Raw genomic sequence first — 16,873 nt, 5'->3', positions numbered from 1 at the left:
ATCGAAGCCCGCCTGACGTGCCCCCGGAGGCGCCACCGTGTCCACTCTGCTGTTCTCGCTCGGCCGCTGGTCGTTCCGCCACCCCTGGCGCGTCCTCGGCGGCTGGCTGCTCCTCCTCGTCGTCGTGGGGGCAGGCGCCCTCGGCCTGAACCGCGGCTTCGACAACAGCTTCTCGATCCCGGGGACCGAGGGCCAGGAGGGCATCGAGCAGCTGAGCCGCACGTTCCCGCAGGTCTCGGGGACGGCCGCGCAGTTCGTCGTCGTGGCCGCCGATGGCGACCGCATCGACGATGCGGCCTACCGGGAGCCGATCGAGGAGAAGGTCGATGAGCTCGCCGACTTCCCCGGGGTCGAGGCGACGACCTCGCCGTACAGCGAGATGGTCGACGGCCTCGTCTCCGACGACGGCGAGGCCGCGATCGTGCAGGCGCAGTTCACCGGCCAGAGCTCGACGATCTCCGATGAGACGAAGGACGGCTTCGCCGACGCCGTGCACGAGCTGCGCGGCGAGCTGCCCGACGGCGCGCGCGTCGCGCTCGGCGGCGACCTCTACGCGACCGAGCTCCCCGCCCTCTCGATCGTCGAGGCCGTCGGCGTCGTCATCGCGCTGCTCGTGCTCATCGTGACGTTCCGCTCGTTCGTCCTCGCTGGCCTCCCCCTCGGCATCGCCCTGCTCGGCGTGGGCGTGTCGATGCTCGGCATCGTGGCGTCGACCGCGTTCGCGACCGTGTCGTCGACGACGCCGATGCTCGCCCTCATGCTGGGGCTCGCGGTCGGCATCGACTACGCGCTCTTCATCGCGGCGCGACACCAGGACCAGGTGCGCAGCGGCGTCGACCCCGAGGAGTCCGCCGCCCGGGCCACCGGCACGGCCGGATCGGCGGTGGTCTTCGCGGGCGTCACGGTGCTCATCGCGCTCGTGGGCCTGGGCTTCGCCGGCATCCCCTTCCTCACGACGATGGGCATCGCCGCCGCCGTCGCCGTCGCCGTCGCCGTGCTCATCGCGGTGACGCTCACGCCCGCCTTCCTCGGGCTCGTGAAGGGCCGAGCCGCCGGTCGGCGGCCCCGGGCCCGGCGCGCACGGAAGAGCCCGGCGGCCCCGGCGGATGGCGCAGAGCCGGCCGAGGACGCAGGCGCGCGCCCGGGGTTCGCGCTGCGCTGGGTGCGCGGAGTCACGCGCCACCCCTGGATCACGACGGTCGCGGTCGTGCTCGGGCTCGGCATCGTCGCCATCCCGTCGGCCCAGCTCGGCCTCGCTCTGCCGAACGCCGGCGTGCTGCCTGAGGACAGCGAGGCGCGGCAGAGCTACGACCTCGTCGGCGAGCACTTCGGCGAGGGGTTCAACGGGCCCCTCATCCTCACCGGCACGATCGTGACGTCGGACGACCCGCTCGGCCTCATGGAGGATCTCGCCGACGAGGTCGAGCAGATCGACGGCGTCGCCCGGGTCGCGCTCGCGACCCCCAACGAGACCGCCGACACGGGCATCGTCCAGATCATCCCCGAGACCGGGCCATCCGACCCCGCGACGAGCGAGCTCGTGCGCGAGCTGCGCGCGCACCACGACGCGTGGCTCGACGAGTACGGCGTCGACCTCGTCGTGACGGGCTTCACGGCGGTCTCGATCGACATCTCCGACCGGCTCGGCGAGGCGCTCCTGCCGTTCGGCGTTTTCGTCGTGGGCCTCTCGTTCGTCCTGCTCATGATCGTCTTCCGCTCGATCTGGGTGCCGCTCAAGGCCACCGCGGGGTACCTGCTGTCGGTTCTCGCCGCCTTCGGCGTCGTCGCCGCCGTCTTCGAGTGGGGCTGGGGCGCCGACCTCCTGCACGTCGCGCGCACGGGCCCCGTGATCGCGTTCATGCCGATCATCGTCATGGGCGTGCTCTTCGGCCTCGCGATGGACTACGAGGTGTTCCTCGTCTCGCGCATGCGCGAGGACTACGTGCACGCGGCGCGGCGACGCGGCCGCACGCGCGAGGTGGCGGTGGGCGCGATCCACACGGGCTTCGCCGCCTCGGCCCGCGTCGTGACGGCCGCCGCGGTCATCATGTTCGCGGTGTTCGCGGCCTTCGTCCCCGAGGGCGACAGCAGCATCAAGCCGATCGCGCTCGCGCTCGCCGTCGGCATCGCCGTCGACGCGTTCCTCATCCGCATGACGCTCGTGCCCGCGGTCCTCGCGCTCCTCGGACGCCACGCCTGGTGGATGCCGGCGTGGCTCGAGCGCGCCCTGCCGCACTTCGACATCGAGGGCGAGGCCGTCGAGCGCGAACGCGAGCTCGCCGACTGGCCGGAGCCCGGCTCGACGGCGGTCGTCGCCGCCGAGGGACTCGTCATCGCCGACGGCGACCGCGCACTCGTGTCCGGCGCGGATCTGCGCGTCGACCCCGGCGAGGCGCTCGTCGTGACCGCGGACGACCCGGCCCGATCGCGCGCCGTGCTGCTCGCGATCGCCGGCCGCCTGCCGATCGCCGACGGCCGCCTGCGCGTCGCCGGCCATCTCCTGCCCGGACGCGGGGCCTGGGTCCGCGGCCATGTCGGCGTCGCCCTCCTCGACGGCGCGGACGACCCGGCCGCCGACCTGCGCGCCGCGCTCTCCGGCGCGACGCGGCTCGTGGTCGTGGACGGCCTCGACACGCTCTCCCCCGCGACCGGCGACCAGGTCGCCGCGCTCCTGCGGGATGCCGCGCACGCGCAGGACCCGACCGCGCCGCTCACGGTCGTCGCCGCGGCGCGCGACTCCCGGGCGGCCCTCGCCCTCCTCGCCGCCGCGGGCTTCCCCGATGGCGGCACCGCAGACATCCGCACGCCCGACGAGACCCTCGAGGTGACCGCATGACGCCCTTCCGGCCATCCGCAGACCGCAGCCGCGTGCGCTGGCTCGCGGTGATCGGAGCGCTCGCTCTGCCCGCCCTGCTCGGCGGCGTGCTCGTGTCGGCGCTCGACGACCCGACCGCGCGACTCGACAACATGACGGCCGCGATCGTGAACGACGACGACGGCACCGAGATCGACGGTCAGACCGTGCCGCTCGGCCGCCAGCTCGCCGCGGGGCTCGTCGAGGGCTCCGACGACCTCGACAGCAACCTCGACTGGGTGCTCTCGAACGAGGACGACGCCGAGGAGGGCCTCGCGGACGGCACGTACCAGGCCGTCGTGACGATCCCCGCCGAGTTCTCGGCCGCGGCGATGTCGTCGGCGCAGTCGCTCTCGGGCGAGGACGAGAAGCCGGAGCAGGCGCTCATCGAGGTCACGACCGCCCCCGACGCCCGGGTCGTAGACGGCGCGATCACGAGCGAGATCGCCTCGGTCGCGGCATCGACGCTCGGCACGACGCTGTCGGAGTCGACGCTCGAGAACGTCTTCGTCGGCTACACGACGCTCGGCGACCAGCTGGGCGAGGCGGCCGACGGCGCCCACGCGCTCGCCGACGGAGCGACGCAGGCGCAGGACGGGGCGACTCAGCTCGCCGACGGAGCGACGCAGGCGCAGGACGGGGCGATGCAGCTCGCGAACGGCGCAGGTCAGGCGCAGGATGGCGCCGTCCAGCTCGCGAACGGAGCCGGAGCGGCCCGCGACGGCGCGACGCAGCTCGCCGATGGAGCGGGCGCCGCGCAGACCGGCGCGACGCAGCTGGCCGACGGCGCGACGCAGGTCGCGGACGGCATCGGCCAGCTCGGCACGGGCGCCGGCGACCTCGCGAACGGCGCCGACCAGCTCGCGACCGGAGCGACCGACGCCTCGGCCGGCGCGACCCGGCTCGCCGACGGAGCGGGCGCGCTCGCGGACGGGGCGACCCAGCTCGCCGCCGGCATCCGGCAGGCGCAGGATGGCGCCGCGCAGATGCAGACGCAGCTGTCCGACGGGGCGGCGGCCCTCACCGCGAGCGGACTCGTTCCCGACGATCTCCTCGCGGCCGCGAGCGGAGCGGCGCAGGCGACGACCGGCGTCTCCGACGGCCTGGACGCCCTCGTCGCGGGCTGCGCGGCCTCGGGAGCGGCGGCGGAGTACTGCGCGCAGCTGTCGGCGATCGCGGGAGCCGCAGACCAGGCCGAGCAGGCCGCGGGCGGCACCTCGGGCGGCCTGTCGGCGTTCGACGCGCAGGCCACGGCGCAGATCGCGGGGCAGCTGCAGGAGGCAGCGGGCGGCGCGGGCGCTCTCGCCGGCGACGAGGGCCTGGGCGCCCTCGCGACGGGCGCCGACGAGCTCGCGTCGGGCGCGAGCGAGCTGCAGACCGGGGCCGGCGCGCTCGCCGACGGGGTCTCGCAGCTCGCGGGCGGCGCCACGCAGCTGGGCGACGGCGCGCGCCAGCTGCAGGGAGGCGCGGCCCCGCTCGCGGATGGCGCGACGCAGCTCGCCACGGGAGCCACCGACCTGTCGGGCGGCATCGGACAGCTCGCCGGCGGCGCCACCGACCTGTCGGACGGCATCGCGCAGCTCGCGACCGGCGCGGCCGATCTCGGCAGCGGCATCGGGCAGCTCGAGGACGGCGCGACCGACCTCGGCGGCGGCATCGGGCAGCTCGCCGACGGCGCGACCGACCTCGGCGACGGCATCGGCGAGCTGGGGTCGGGAGCGACCACGCTCGGCGACGGGCTGGATCAGGCGACCGAGGCCCTCCCCTCGTACACCGACGAGGAGGCCGCCGACCTCGCCTCGGCGGTCGCGGACCCGGTCGCCTCGAGCGCGTCCGATCTCGAGCTCTTCGGCGCCTCGGCCATCCCGCTCCTCATCGCGGCCGTGCTGTGGTTCGGCGGTCTCGCGACGTTCCTCGCGCTGCGCCCCATCGCCGGCCGGACGCTCACCTCGCGCCGCGCATCGGTCCTGCTGGCGGGCGGCGGACTCCTCCCCGCAGCGGGCATCGGCGCCGCGCAGGGCGTGCTCGTCGCGGGCGTCGTGCAGCTCGCGGCGGGCTACGAGGCGTCGACCTTCTGGGCGCTCCTCGGGCTGAGCGCGCTCGCGGGCGTCGCGTTCGCCGCCGTGCACCAGGCGCTCGTCACGATCCTCGGTGGGGCGGGCCGCTGGATCGCGGCCGTGGCCGGAACGCTCGCGATCGCCACGGGCATCGTGTCGACGACCCCTGGCGTGCTCGGCGACCTCGCCGCGGCCCTGCCCACGGCCCCGGCGCACCGCGCCCTGCTCGCGGTCATCGCCGATGCGCCGGGCGCGGGCGCCGCGATCGCCGGGCTCGTCGTCTGGGCGGTGCTGGCGTTCGCGGCGACCTCGATCGCGGTCGCCGCGCGGCGCACGGTGTCGGCGCGCGCCCTGCTCGCGAGCTGAGCCGGGTGCCGCGACCCCGGGCGGCGCGAGGTCGCGCGGCCTACCCGGGTCCGCCCGACGTCCTTGCCGCGTGCGGCCGCCATCTGCCCGCCTGACCGGCCACTCGCGGCACATGTGCAGGGCGCGACGCATCCGAACGCGGATCCGAGGCCGCTATCGTGACCGCATGAACGCCCTGCAGCTGCACACCACCATCCATGCGCGCGGGCTGGCCGCGGCCATCCTGCTCTCGGACGAGCAGGTGGCCGCGCTCGGCTCGGTGAAGAACCCGCCCGTCGTCGTGACGATCGGCGACCGGGTCGCACGGCTGCGCATCGCGCGGATGGGCGGCGAGAACATGCTCGGGCTCAGCAAGGCCGCGCGCGCCGAGCTGGGCGTCGAGATCGGCGACGATGTCGAGGTCGAGATCGCCCTCGACGCGGCAGAGCGCACGGTCGAGGTGCCGCCCGCGCTCGCCGAGGCGCTCGCGGCGGATCCCGCCGCGAAGGCCGCCTTCGACGCGCTCGCGTACTCGCGCCGCAAGGAGATCGCCCGGTCGATCGCGGAGGCCAAGCAGGAGGCGACGCGCGACCGCCGCCTCGAGAAGGCGCTCGCCGAGCTGCGGGGCTGAACGACAGCACGGCGCCCCATCCGGCGAGCGGATGGGGCGCCGTGCGCCGCGCGGATCAGGCGATCGCGACGGCCTCCTCAACGGCCGGTGCGGGAGCGTCGGTGCGGCGACGCGCGAACCGCTTGAGGAGCACGACCGCGAAGGCCGTGACGACGGTGCCGGCGACGAGCGAGAGCGCGAAGCCCCAGATCGGGTCGATCGCGAACCACACGAACAGGCCGCCGTGCGGGGCGCGCGAGCCGACCGAGAACAGCATCGAGAGCGCGCCCGTGACGGCCCCGCCGAGCATCGAGGCGGGGATGACGCGCAGCGGGTCGGCCGCCGCGAACGGGATCGCCCCCTCAGAGATGAAGGACAGGCCCAGCAGCCACGCGGCCTTGCCGTTCTCGCGCTCGGGCGCGGTGAACGCCTTGGGGGCGAGCACGGTCGACGCGAGCGCCATGCCGAGCGGCGGCACCATGCCGGCGGTCATGACCGCCGCCATGATGAGGTACGGCACGCTGTTGCCCTCGGTCGCCGTTCCCAGGCCCGCGACGGCGAACGCGTACGCGACCTTGTTCACGGGGCCGCCGAGGTCGAAGCACATCATGAGGCCGAGGACGATGCCCACGACGACGATGAGGCCCGACTCCGCGAGCCCGTTGAGGCCGTCGGTCATGGCGCTCATGAGCGCCGCGATCGGCCAGCCGAGGAACAGGATCATGAGGCCCGACGCGAAGATCGAGCCGAGCAGCGGGATGATCACGACGGGCATGAGGCCGCGGAGCCAGCGCGGGACGCTGAGAGAGCCGAGCCACCAGGCCGCGAGCCCGGCGAGCACGCCGCCGACGATGCCGCCGATGAAGCCCGCGCTCATGAGCACGGCGACCGAGCCGGCCACGAAGCCGGGCGCGATGCCCGGGCGGTCGGCGATCGCGAACGCGATGTAGCCCGCGAGCGCTGCGACGAGGAAGCCCATCGAGATGCCGCCGATGGAGAAGAACACGGCGCCGAGGTATGGGAAGAGGCCGCCCTCCGGCAGGTTCCACAGAGCGTTCTCGATCACGATCTGGTTCGCGACCTGATCGATGCGGAACCCACCGAAGAGGAACCCGAGCGCGATCAGGAGGCCGCCGCCCGCGACGAACGGGATCATGTACGAGACGCCCGTGAGGAGCACGCGCTTGACCTTCGCGCCGAACGACTCCTTCTGCGCGGAGGCGGCGGCGGTCGACGCCGCCGCGCTTCCGCTCACGCGCTCCGCCGCCGGGTCGGCCGCGGCCTTCGCGGCCGTCTCGATGAGCTCGGCGGCGTGCTCGATGCCCGCCTTCACCGAGCGCCGCACGACGGGCTTGCCGGCGAAGCGCTCGGGCTCGCGCACGTCGACGTCGACCGCGAAGATCACGGCGTCCGCCTGCGCGATCGTCTCGGCGTCGAAGCGGTCGAAGCCGCTCGAGCCCTGCGGCTCGACCGCGAACTCCACGCCGGCCTTCTTCGCGGCGGCGGCGAGCGCGTCGGCCGCCATGTACGTGTGGGCGATGCCGGTGGCGCACGCGGTGACCGCGACGATCCGCACGGGTCGCCCGTCGATCTGCCGTCCGCCGTCGGCGGGAGCCGCCGGCGTCGGCGCCACTGCGACCGGCTCCGCGTCGGCAGCTCCGTCGCCCTCGCCGATCGCGTGACGGACGATCGCGACGGCCTCATCGGCGTCCTTCGCGCCGCGCAGCGCGGCGAGGAAGTCCTCGTCCATGAGGTGTCGCGCGAGCGTGGAGAGCACGGCGAGGTGCTCCTCGGCGGCGGTGTCGGGCGCGGCGATCATGAAGACGATGTCGCTCGGGCCGTCGAACGAGCCGAAGTCGACGCCCGGCGAGAGCCGCGCGAAGGCGAGCGAGGCCTGGGTGACCGTCGCGCTCTTGGCGTGCGGGATCGCGATGCCTCCCGGCAGGCCGGTCGCGTCGGTCTCCTCGCGCGCCCACGCGGCGGCGAAGAGCTCCTCGGCGTCGCGGGCGCGGCCCTGCGCGACGAAGCGCGCCGAGAGCGAGCGGAGCACGGCTTCCTTGTCGGCTCCGAGATCCTCGTCGAGGCTGACGAGCTGGGGGATGATGGTGGACACGGTGCCCTCCTGGATGGGTGCGGTGCGGGATTCGGGTGCGCTCAGTCGAGCGCGCGGACGGGGATGTCGCCGGTCGGGAGATCGGCGGGGGTCGCCAGGCGCGTCCCGGGCAGGGCCGCGGTCGCGGAGCCGTAGCGGACGGCGGTGCGGAGCCGCTCGGCGGGGGCGGCCCCGGCCCGGTCGGCGAGCAGGTAGCCGGCGAGCGAGCTGTCGCCCGCTCCGACGGTGCTGAGCACGTCGACGCCCGCCGGGATGCCGGCGTGCCAGACGCCGTGCGCGTCGACGAGGATCGCGCCGTCGCCGCCGAGCGTCACGAGGGCCGCGCGGACCGTGCCGGGCACGAGCTCCCGCGCGAGGCGCGCCGTGGCGGCGATCGGGTCGGCCTCGACCTCGCGGACGAGACGCGAGTGCAGCGCGGGCCGGTCGACATCCGGCGCCGAGAGGTCGACCGCGAGCTGCACGAGCTCGTCCTCGTTGGGCTTGATGAGGTCGACGGCGCCGATCTCGTCGGCCTGGGCGAGCACGGTCTCGAGCGCGGGCCCGGTCGCGTCGACGGCGATCCGCGGCGGATGCGCGACGCGGGCGCGCACCGCGTGGATGACGGTCGCGTAGAGGTCGCCGGGGGCGCCCGCGGGCAGCGAGCCGCACAGGGCGAGCCAGTCGGCGCCGTCCGAGGCCGCGACCACGGCGTCGACGAGCGCGCGGAGCACGTCGTCGCCGAGCGGGGTGCCCGCGAGGTTGATCTTCGTCGTCTCGCCGGCGGCATCCGTCAGCGCGATGTTCGCGCGGGCGTGCGCCGTCGTCGGCACGGCGCGGATGGCCAGGGTCGGGTCGAGCAGCGCCGCGAACGGGTCGTCCGCGGCGAGCGGCAGGACCGCGAGGGTCTCGACCGCGGAGCCGTGGAGCACCCGGGCGACGTTGACGCCCTTGCCCGCGGCGTCCTCCTGCGCGGAGGAGGCCCGGTGCACCTCGCCCGGCACGAGGGCGCTGTCCAGCGCGATCGTGCGGTCGAGCGCCGGGTTGGCGGTGAGCGTGACGATCATGCGACCCAGACCTCCGTTCCCGCGTCCTCGAGCGCCGCGGCGAGCGCCGCGTCGGGGGCGCGATCGGTGACGAGCACGTCGAGCTGGTCGAGCCTCGCGAAGCGCTGCAGCGACTCCTCGCCGAACTTCGACGCATCGGCGAGGACGACGACGCGGCGCGCGGCGCGCACGATCGCGCCCTTGACATCGGCCTCGTCGGGATCGGGGGTGCTCGCGCCGAATGCGGCCGACAGGCCGTTGACGCCGACGAAGGCGATCTCGGGCCGGAGGGACGAGATCGCCTCGACCGTCCGCGCACCGACCGCCGCTCCGGTCACGCCGCGGACCCGTCCGCCGATCGCGGAGAGGGCCACCCCCTCGCTCGCGCTCAGGGCGGCGGCGATCGCGACCGAGTGCGTGACCACCTCGACCCGCGCTCCGCCGAACCGGGCGGGAAGCAGATCGGCGAGCGCCGCGGTGGTCGTGCCCGCGTCGAGGAGGACGGAGCCCGTGAAGCCGGAGGGCAGGGCGTCGAGCGCACGCTGCGCGATCCGCCGCTTGGCGACGCCGTGGCGGCCGACGCGCTCCCTGAGGTCGGTCTCGGCGAGGCTGCCGCGGTCTGCGGGAACCGCGCCGCCGTGGACGCGGCGGAGGACGCCGGCCTCCTCGAGGACGGCGAGGTCGCGGCGCACGGTCTCGGTCGTGACGCCCAGGCGCTCGGCCAGATCGGCGACCGCGACGCGGGCGTCGGCGAGCAGCGCCTGCTCGATGAGCTCTCTGCGCTCCGTTGCGTACATGCGACATCCTCCTTCGGATTCCCACACAATACAACCGAAACCCACACAAAGCAACAGAGTTGTGGATCCCCTGGCAGACCGTCCGCCACACGCGCAATCCCCTGGGACCGCTGAGGCCGCCGACTTAGGCTCTCCGGATGCTGCACCTCCGCCCGATGCTTCCCCGCGGGCGTCAGTACGCGCTCACGTGGTCGGTCGACGACACGTGGGGCGGGATGACCTCCGCGATGCTCCACCGCAGCCGCGCGTTCGTGCGTCTCGCCGACCGGCCGGTGACCGTGCTCACGTTCGATCCGGACCCGGACTACCCGGCCAGGGAGGAGCGTCTGCGGCGCGAGGGCATGATCATCGACAGGATGGCCCTCCTCAATCTGTGGGACTGGCTGCGCGAGAACCCCCTGCCCGGCGGCTCCCTCCGCCCCGACCGGCACCCGTTCACGCCGCTCGCGACCCTGTCGCCGCGTGACGGCGAGCGGCTGTCCGAGCGGCGCCGGGGCGACACCGTGCTCAGCCGCGTGCGCGCATCAGAGGGCGGCGAGATCCTGCAGACCGACCACTTCCGCGCGGACGGCTCGCTGCTCCTCTCGGAGCGCCGCGACGTCGCCGAGCGCGGGACCCCGGGCGGGAAGTCCGTCGTCCTGTGCGACGGCGACGGCCGGCCGGTGCGGTCGTGGGGCCGCATCGCGCACCTCTACCGCGCGTGGCTCGACGCGCTCACCGAGGATGAGCCGTCGTACCTCGTCGTCGACAGCAAGACCGTCGCACGCTGGGCGATGGACTACCGCCGCCCGCACGCGGTGACCATGCACGTCGTGCACGCGTCGCATCTCGTCGGACGCCGGCGGCCGATGGGGCGCCTGCGCGAGTCGCGGAGGCCCGTGTTCGAGAACCTGGACGCGTTCGACGCGGTCGTGCTCCTCACGCGGCGCCAGCGCGACGACGTCGTGGCCCTGCTCGGCGAGCACGCGTGCCTCGACGTCGTGCCGAACGGGCGCGACCTGCCCGAGGCGCCGCCGCTCGAGGGCCGGCCGCCCGGTGCCGGCATCATGCTCGCGAGTCTGACCCGACGCAAGCGCGTCGCGCACGCCATGGCGGCCGTCCGCGCCGCCCGCTCCGTGGGCCTCGACGTCGAGCTCGACGTGTGGGGCGAGGGCGAGGACCGCGCGAGCCTCGCCCCGCTCGCCGACGACAGCATCCGGCTGCGCGGGTACGCGCCCGACGCGGCCGCTCACCTCGAGCGCTCCTCCTTCCTGCTGTCGACGTCGACCTCGGAGGGCTTCCCGCTCGTCCTCATCGAGGCGCTCGCCGCGGGCTGCGTGCCGATCGCGTACGACGTCCCCTACCGAGCGGCCGACATCATCCGCGACGGCGAGAACGGGTTCCTCGTTCCCGCGGGCGACGAGGAGGCGCTGGCCGCCGCGGTCGCGCGGTTCGTCGGAGCGTCAGAGGCGGAGCGGATGCGGATGCGCCGTGCGGCCGTCGAGAGCGCGCAGCGCTTCTCCGACGAGGACGTCACCCGCGCGTGGGGACAGGCGATGCGCCGCGCGCACCGCAGGAAGCACCGCCTGCTCAGGCGGTGACGCGGGTGAACGCGCGCTCCGCGCGGCGCCCCGCCGCGCGCGCGGCACGGTGGGAGGGCCGCTCGACGCCGCGGTGGAAGAGCCACCCGACCGCGAGGCTCAGCGGGACGCCCGCGAGGGCGACGAGCGCCCAGTTCTCGTCGCCCCACGCGAACGCGAGCGTCGCGAGGATCGGCGCGTGCACGAGGTAGAGGCTGAACGAGATGTCGCCCAGCCAGCGCAGCGGGCGCGTCTGCAGCACGCGCTCGGCGAGCGGGGAGCACACGGCGAGCAGGATGAGCCCTGCCGCGCCCGCGCCCGCGAGACCCCACAGCGCCTCCCCCAGCGTGCTCGACGGCGGCACAAGCGGGCGCGTCCACCACGACGCGATGAGCAGCAGCCAGGAGGCGGCGAAGAGCGCGAGCCACAGGATGGGCCGCGGCCGACGCCGCGCCCACGCGGTGATCTCGTCGAGGCGGACGGCGATGAGGCAGCCGAGCAGGAACGTCGGCAGGTAGACGAGCGCGTCGAGGTCGAAGGGCCGCTCGTCGAGCACCCGGCCGGCGACCATCGCCGCGATGCACGCGACCGCGGCCGGCCAGGCCCAGCGCCGCAGGAGCAGCGCGACGGCCGCGAACACCGGCAGCAGCACGCTGAAGACGATCTCCCAGCGCAGCGACCAGAGCGTGTTCACCGTGTCGTACGTCACGGGCATGAGGGTGGCCTCGTCGAACGCGAGCGGCCAGTCGGGGAAGGTGATGTTGGCGTTCACGATCCAGACGTCGGGCGTCACCCGGGAGGGGTCGCGCGGGATGGCCACGACGAGGAGGACGGCGAAGAGGATGGCCGCCCACACGGGGAGGTAGAGGCGCACGAGTCGCGAGACGAAGTAGCCGGGCCACGAGAACCCCGCGCGCAGCGCAGGGAGCGTCACGACGAGGCCCGACAGCACGAAGAACACCTGGACCGCCTCGGTTCCCGCGAACCCCAGCTTGAGGGGCGACTCGGTCGCCGTCTCCCAGATGAGGCGGGCCGTCCCGTCATCGGCGAACGGCCGGGCGATGAGGCTCGCGTGGTAGAGCACGACGACGAGCGCGGCCGCTCCGCGCACGCCGTCGAGCGCGTGCAGTCGTGCGGGTCGGGGCGCGGCCATCCGATCAGCCTAGGCAACCGAGCGGGGCGCGGTGCTCAGGCTCCTCCCACGCTCAGCTGAGGCCGCTGTACGCGTGCAGCCCCTCGAAGAACATGTTCACGATCGTGAAGTTGAAGATCACGGCGGCGAAGCCGACGATCGAGAGCCACGCCGAGCGCGTGCCGCGCCAGCCGCGCGTCGCCCGCGCGTGGATGTAGCCCGCGTAGAGCACCCAGATGATGAAGGTCCAGACTTCCTTCGTGTCGAAGCCCCAGTAGCGCCCCCAGGCGTCGTTCGCCCAGATGGCCCCCGCGATGAGCGTGAACGTCCAGAAGATGAAGCCGATGATCGCGAAGCGGTATGCGAGGCCCTCGAGCGCCTCGGCGCTCGGGATGGTCCGGAGCATGCTGCGGCGCGCGGGCGCCTCGGCAGCCTCGACCGCCATCCGCTCGCGCCGTGCCTGCAGGAGCTGCAGCACCGACAGCGCGAAGGCGAGCGCGAGGAAGGCGGTCGCGAGCGACGCGACGAAGACGTGGATGACGAGCCAGACCGACTTGAGCGGGTCCATGAGCGGCGTGATCTGCACGTAGAACAGCGACGACGAGCCGAGCAGCACCGTCACGAGGCCGGTCATGAACGACCCGAGGAAGCGGAGGTCCTTCCAGAACAGGACGCCGAGGTAGACCGCCGTCATGAGGAGCGTGCCGGTCATCGCGAACTCGTACATGTTCGACCACGGCACGCGCCCCGCCGCGAGGCCGCGCAGGAGCGTCGCGCCGAGGTGGAACACGAAGCCGAGCCACGTGAGCGAGGTGCCGATCCGGCCCCACACGTAGCGCGGGGCCGCCGCGACCACGGTCTCGCTCGCGGCGGGCGACGCGGCGCGGGCGCCGACGCCGACGAGCTGCCGGGCGTCCTTCGCGGCCAGCGACGCCTGCGAGCGGTTCGCGAGGTCGACCGCGTAGGCGATGAACGCGAGGACGTAGAGCGAGATGGCCGTCCAGACGAGCACGACGGAGAAGCTGTCCATCGTCACGGGATCGAGCTGCATGGTGTCCATCCTAGGTTTCGGGGGTCGCGCGCGGTCGGGAGCCGAGCGCGAGGATCAGTCGTCGAGCGCGGCCCGGTGCTTCGCGCGCAGCTGCTCGACCGCGTCGGCGAGCGCGGGATCCTCGCCGCGGGCGAGAGCCGCGTACTCGAGGCGCACGCCGTCTCCGTCGGGCGTGGCCTTGACCCACATCCGGCGCCGGGGCACGAAGAGCGCGACGAGCAGGCCGAGCGTCGCGAGGACCGCGAACACGAGCACGCCGAGCGCCGAGGGATCGTGGTGGATCTGGAGCGACACGAACCGCTTGACCGACTCGGTGTAGCCGAGGGCCGGATCGGTGCCCTCGGGCGTCTCGTCCTCGAACGTGATCGTGCCCATGCCGTTCGGCAGGTCGGCGGTGTCACCCGGTGCCAGCTCGATCGAGTCGACGCCCGTGTCGCCGCCCGTGAGCTGCTCGAGCCCCGTCACGTCGAGGGCGTACACCGAGCGCGGCGTGCCGTCGTCGATGCCGAGGTCGCCCGCGTACACGTTCAGGGTGAGCATGGGGTTGAGCAGGTCGCCGTACGCCGAGGCGAACGCGCCCGTGTCGAGCGGCACCTGGGTCGGGTAGAAGAAGCCCACGAGGCCGAGCTGCTCGGAGAGGCCGTCGGGCACCTTGACGACGCCGGTCGACGTCATCGCGGTGTCCTGCGGCAGGAACGGCACGGAGTCGCGGTACACGACCTCGCCCTCGGGGTTCCGGACGGTGATCGTCGGCGCGTACCCGTTGCCGAGCAGGTAGATCGCGTCGCCCTCGAGCTGGAGAGGGTGGTTGACGCGCACCGCGTCCTCCGACGTCGACCCGTCGGGATGCGTGACCGTGACGTTGGCGGAGAAGTCGCCCGCCTGCCCCGACCCGGGCCCGCCGTACTCCTGGTAGGTGACGTCGAACGAGTCGAGCCGCATCGAGTACGGCGTGAGGGCCGCCTCCGACACGAAGCGGCCGCGGTTCATCGACGAGTAGTCGAGCAGCGAGTTGACGAAGGTCGTGCCCTCGACGACGACGCGCTGGCCCGTGTAGGCGAATCCGCCGCCGATGCCGACCGTGAGGAGCACGCCGACGAGCGACGCGTGGAAGACGAGGTTGCCCGTCTCGCGCAGGTACCCGCGCTCGGCCGACACCGAGAACGCGCCGCGGCCGTCGTAGCGCTCGACGCGATACCCCTGCGCCTTGAGCTGCGCGGCCGCGAGATCGACGGCGTGGGCGGCCTCGGCCTCCGGGTCCTCGGCCGCGATGCGGTCCTCGCGGAAGTCGTCGAGGCGCGCGAGCCGCGCGGGCGTGCGCGGCGGCTTCGTGCGCAGGGCCTTCGCGTGGTGCTTCGTGCGGGGCAGGATGCAGCCGATGAGCGAGACGAAGAGCAGGATGTAGATCGCCGAGAACCAGGCGGACTGGTACACGTCGAACAGCTGCAGCGCGTCGAGCACGGGGAACAGATCCGGGTTGTCGCGCTCCCACTGCGTGACGCCGTTCGGGTTCGCCATGCGCTGCGGGAAGATCGACCCCGGAACGGCCGCGATCGCGAGCAGGAGCAGCAGCACGAGCGCCGTGCGCATGCTCGTGAGCTGACGCCATCCCCACCGCAGCCATCCGACGAAGCCGAGCGCGGGCTGCGCGATCGCCTCGTCGGCGTCGACGTGGTCGGAGGGGCGCAGCGGCTCGCTGCCGTCGCGCTGGGGCGCGGTGCGCTGATCGGTCACGGTGTCCTTCCGGGCGGTCGCGGCGCCCTTCTCGGCGGTCATAGGGGCGGCTCGATCGTGGCGAACAGCACGCCGAGGCGCGACATCACGTCGGTCCACAGGCCCGTCACCATGAGCAGGCCGAGCACGATGAGGAGCACGCCGCCGACGATGTTCACGACGCGGATGTGCCGACGCAGGAACGCGGTCGATCGCGTGACCCAGCCGAAGCCGAGGGCGACGAGGAGGAACGGGATGCCGAGCCCGAGCGAGTAGGCGAGGCCGAGCACCGCGGCGCGCCATCCGTCTCCCTGGATGATCGCGAGCGACATGATCGCCGTGAGGGTCGGTCCGATGCACGGCGCCCACCCGATGCCGAGGGCGATCCCGAGCAGCGGCGCGCCGATGAGGCCGAGGTCGCCCTTGACCTGCGGGCGCGCGATGCGCTGCGCGAACCCGAGGAAGCCGATGAAGACGACGCCCATGAGGATGATGACGACGCCGAGGATGCGGGTGATGAGGTCGCCGTAGAGCAGGCTGAACTGCTGCAGGCCGCTGCCCGCGAGCCCGCCGAGCACGATGAGGGTCACGAACACGAGCGTGAAGCCCGCGATGAACAGGAGCACTCCGCCGACGAGGCGACCGCGCGAGCCGCCCGGCGCGGCGCCATCCGCCGCCCCGCCGCGGGGCGCGACGGCTCCCCCGATGAAGCCGAGATAGCCCGGGATGAGGGGCAGCACGCAGGGCGACACGAACGACACGAGCCCCGCGAGCATCGCGATCGGGATCGCGAGCCACAGGGCCCCGCCGAAGACGACGGCGTCGAGGCTCACGATGCCGCGCCCGCGGCGGTCATGCCGACTCCGCGAGCGTGTCGGCCACGAGCGTCGAGAGGATGGACGCGCCCTCGAGCTGGCCGATGAGGACCGCGGCGACGCGCCCCTCGGTGTCGAGGACGAGCGTCGTGGGCGTCGCCTGGATCGAGGTCGCGCCGGCGAAGGCGAGCTTCGCGCTGCCGTCGTTGACGTCGATGATGCTCGGGTACGTCACGCCCCACCGCTCGGCGAACGAGCGCGCGGTGTCGGCCTGGTCGTTCGTGTTCACGCCGACGAACGACACGTTCTCGCCCTGGTACTCCTGCCACACCGACTCGAGGTCGGCGGCCTCGGCCCGGCAGGGGCCGCACGCGGCGTACCAGAAGTTCACGACGGTGACATCGCCCGCGGTGTCGTCGCTCGAGAGCTCGTCGCCCTCCTCCGTGACGCCCGACCACTCGACGGGGTCGCCGCGCTCCTCGACGGGGATCTCCTTCACCCGGAAGTCGCTCGCGATGTAGCCCTTGTCGTCGCCTTCGAGGTAGGCCTGCGTCACGGGGTCAGCGGAGCACGCCGCCAGACCGGCGATGAGCGTCGCGACGGCGAGCGCGGCGGCCGCTCTCGCGCCCCGGCGGATGCGGGGAGACAGGCTCGGGACGGCAGGCGTGCGCACGGCTCCCATCCTACGTTCCCGTGTTCGAGGTGCCTGGGTCGATGCTGTATGGCCGGACAGCGGCTTCGGGGCAAGGCTCGGCGAGCCTTGCCCCGAAATGCGGCGATCGGGCGCCGGTTCGCCGCGAAGCGC

Annotated in this window: 12 protein-coding genes; 4 read left to right on the top strand and 8 right to left on the bottom strand. The window is 73.8% G+C overall.

Features of this window, described 5'->3' with window-relative positions; translation table 11 throughout:
- Nucleotides 1–37 precede the first annotated feature (37 nt).
- The 3 genes from GC092_RS02885 to GC092_RS02875 all read left to right on the top strand — a co-directional run bounded on the left by GC092_RS02885 (nt 38) and on the right by GC092_RS02875 (nt 5,887).
- On the top strand, nt 38–2,836 hold the full coding sequence (locus GC092_RS02885; protein ID WP_324014005.1) for an MMPL family transporter: 2,799 nt from the start codon (nt 38–40) through the stop codon (nt 2,834–2,836).
- Nucleotides 2,833–5,277 carry a YhgE/Pip family protein gene (locus GC092_RS02880; protein WP_324014003.1) on the top strand — a complete coding sequence of 815 codons (2,445 nt, stop codon included), beginning with the start codon at nt 2,833–2,835 and terminating at the stop codon, nt 5,275–5,277. Before GC092_RS02885 ends, GC092_RS02880 begins: the two co-directional genes overlap by 4 nt.
- Nucleotides 5,278–5,443: 166 nt before the next feature.
- Nucleotides 5,444–5,887 (top strand): DUF1905 domain-containing protein, encoded by a 444-nt coding sequence (locus GC092_RS02875; protein ID WP_324014001.1) that lies wholly within the window; start codon nt 5,444–5,446, stop codon nt 5,885–5,887.
- Between the two features lie 55 nt (nt 5,888–5,942).
- On the opposite strand, the gene GC092_RS02870 is transcribed toward GC092_RS02875, so the two are convergent.
- Genes GC092_RS02870 through GC092_RS02860 form a run of 3 tightly spaced genes read right to left on the bottom strand, consistent with a single transcriptional unit; the run spans nt 5,943 to nt 9,798 of the window.
- Nucleotides 5,943–7,979 (bottom strand): PTS fructose transporter subunit IIABC, encoded by a 2,037-nt coding sequence (locus GC092_RS02870; RefSeq protein ID WP_324013999.1) that lies wholly within the window; start codon nt 7,977–7,979, stop codon nt 5,943–5,945.
- A gap of 41 nt (nt 7,980–8,020) precedes the next feature.
- Nucleotides 8,021–9,022 (bottom strand): 1-phosphofructokinase family hexose kinase, encoded by a 1,002-nt coding sequence (locus tag GC092_RS02865; protein ID WP_271174556.1) that lies wholly within the window; start codon nt 9,020–9,022, stop codon nt 8,021–8,023.
- Complete coding sequence (locus tag GC092_RS02860) at nt 9,019–9,798, bottom strand: DeoR/GlpR family DNA-binding transcription regulator (protein WP_324013996.1); 780 nt, start codon at nt 9,796–9,798, stop codon at nt 9,019–9,021. The genes GC092_RS02865 and GC092_RS02860 overlap by 4 nt, the downstream gene beginning before the upstream one ends.
- A gap of 137 nt (nt 9,799–9,935) precedes the next feature.
- Here GC092_RS02860 and GC092_RS02855 point away from each other — a divergent pair, with 137 nt between their 5' ends.
- Entirely contained in the window at nt 9,936–11,378 is a 1,443-nt protein-coding gene (locus tag GC092_RS02855; protein ID WP_324013995.1) for a glycosyltransferase, read from the top strand.
- On the opposite strand, the gene GC092_RS02850 is transcribed toward GC092_RS02855, so the two are convergent.
- Genes GC092_RS02850 through GC092_RS02830 form a run of 5 tightly spaced genes read right to left on the bottom strand, consistent with a single transcriptional unit; the run spans nt 11,368 to nt 16,741 of the window.
- Nucleotides 11,368–12,510, bottom strand: coding sequence for an acyltransferase family protein (locus GC092_RS02850; protein ID WP_324013994.1), 1,143 nt, complete (start codon nt 12,508–12,510; stop codon nt 11,368–11,370). The genes GC092_RS02855 and GC092_RS02850 overlap by 11 nt on opposite strands.
- A gap of 52 nt (nt 12,511–12,562) precedes the next feature.
- Complete coding sequence (ccsB, locus tag GC092_RS02845; protein ID WP_416383289.1) at nt 12,563–13,540, bottom strand: c-type cytochrome biogenesis protein CcsB; 978 nt, start codon at nt 13,538–13,540, stop codon at nt 12,563–12,565.
- A 54-nt stretch (nt 13,541–13,594) separates the two neighbouring features.
- Complete coding sequence (gene resB / locus GC092_RS02840) at nt 13,595–15,316, bottom strand: cytochrome c biogenesis protein ResB (RefSeq protein WP_271174551.1); 1,722 nt, start codon at nt 15,314–15,316, stop codon at nt 13,595–13,597.
- The gene (locus GC092_RS02835; RefSeq protein ID WP_282980321.1) at nt 15,313–16,086 is read right to left on the bottom strand and encodes a cytochrome c biogenesis CcdA family protein; all 774 of its coding nucleotides are present in this window, start codon (nt 16,084–16,086) and stop codon (nt 15,313–15,315) included. Before GC092_RS02835 ends, resB begins: the two co-directional genes overlap by 4 nt.
- Before the next feature lie 19 nt (nt 16,087–16,105).
- A complete protein-coding gene (locus GC092_RS02830) occupies nt 16,106–16,741 on the bottom strand; it encodes a TlpA family protein disulfide reductase (protein ID WP_324013988.1) in 636 nt (211 codons plus the stop codon).
- Nucleotides 16,742–16,873: the final 132 nt, after the last annotated feature.

It is taken from the genome of Microbacterium sp. JZ37 (genome assembly GCF_035188445.1).
Lineage (GTDB): Bacteria > Actinomycetota > Actinomycetes > Actinomycetales > Microbacteriaceae > Microbacterium > Microbacterium barkeri.
Note: the sequence above shows the minus strand (reverse complement) of the source record. Positions and strands in the feature narration are given on the sequence as shown.

Excerpts from the sequence above, each read along its gene's own strand:
- resB (WP_271174551.1), bottom strand. The coding sequence starts at position 15,316 with ATGACCGCCGAGAAGGGCGCCGCGACCGCCCGGAAGGACACCGTGACC.
- GC092_RS02860 (WP_324013996.1), bottom strand. The coding sequence starts at position 9,798 with ATGTACGCAACGGAGCGCAGAGAGCTCATCGAGCAGGCGCTGCTCGCC.
- GC092_RS02850 (WP_324013994.1), bottom strand. The coding sequence starts at position 12,510 with ATGGCCGCGCCCCGACCCGCACGACTGCACGCGCTCGACGGCGTGCGC.
- GC092_RS02855 (WP_324013995.1), top strand. The coding sequence starts at position 9,936 with ATGCTGCACCTCCGCCCGATGCTTCCCCGCGGGCGTCAGTACGCGCTC.
- ccsB (WP_416383289.1), bottom strand. The coding sequence starts at position 13,540 with ATGCAGCTCGATCCCGTGACGATGGACAGCTTCTCCGTCGTGCTCGTC.
- GC092_RS02875 (WP_324014001.1), top strand. The coding sequence starts at position 5,444 with ATGAACGCCCTGCAGCTGCACACCACCATCCATGCGCGCGGGCTGGCC.
- GC092_RS02865 (WP_271174556.1), bottom strand. The coding sequence starts at position 9,022 with ATGATCGTCACGCTCACCGCCAACCCGGCGCTCGACCGCACGATCGCG.
- GC092_RS02880 (WP_324014003.1), top strand. The coding sequence starts at position 2,833 with ATGACGCCCTTCCGGCCATCCGCAGACCGCAGCCGCGTGCGCTGGCTC.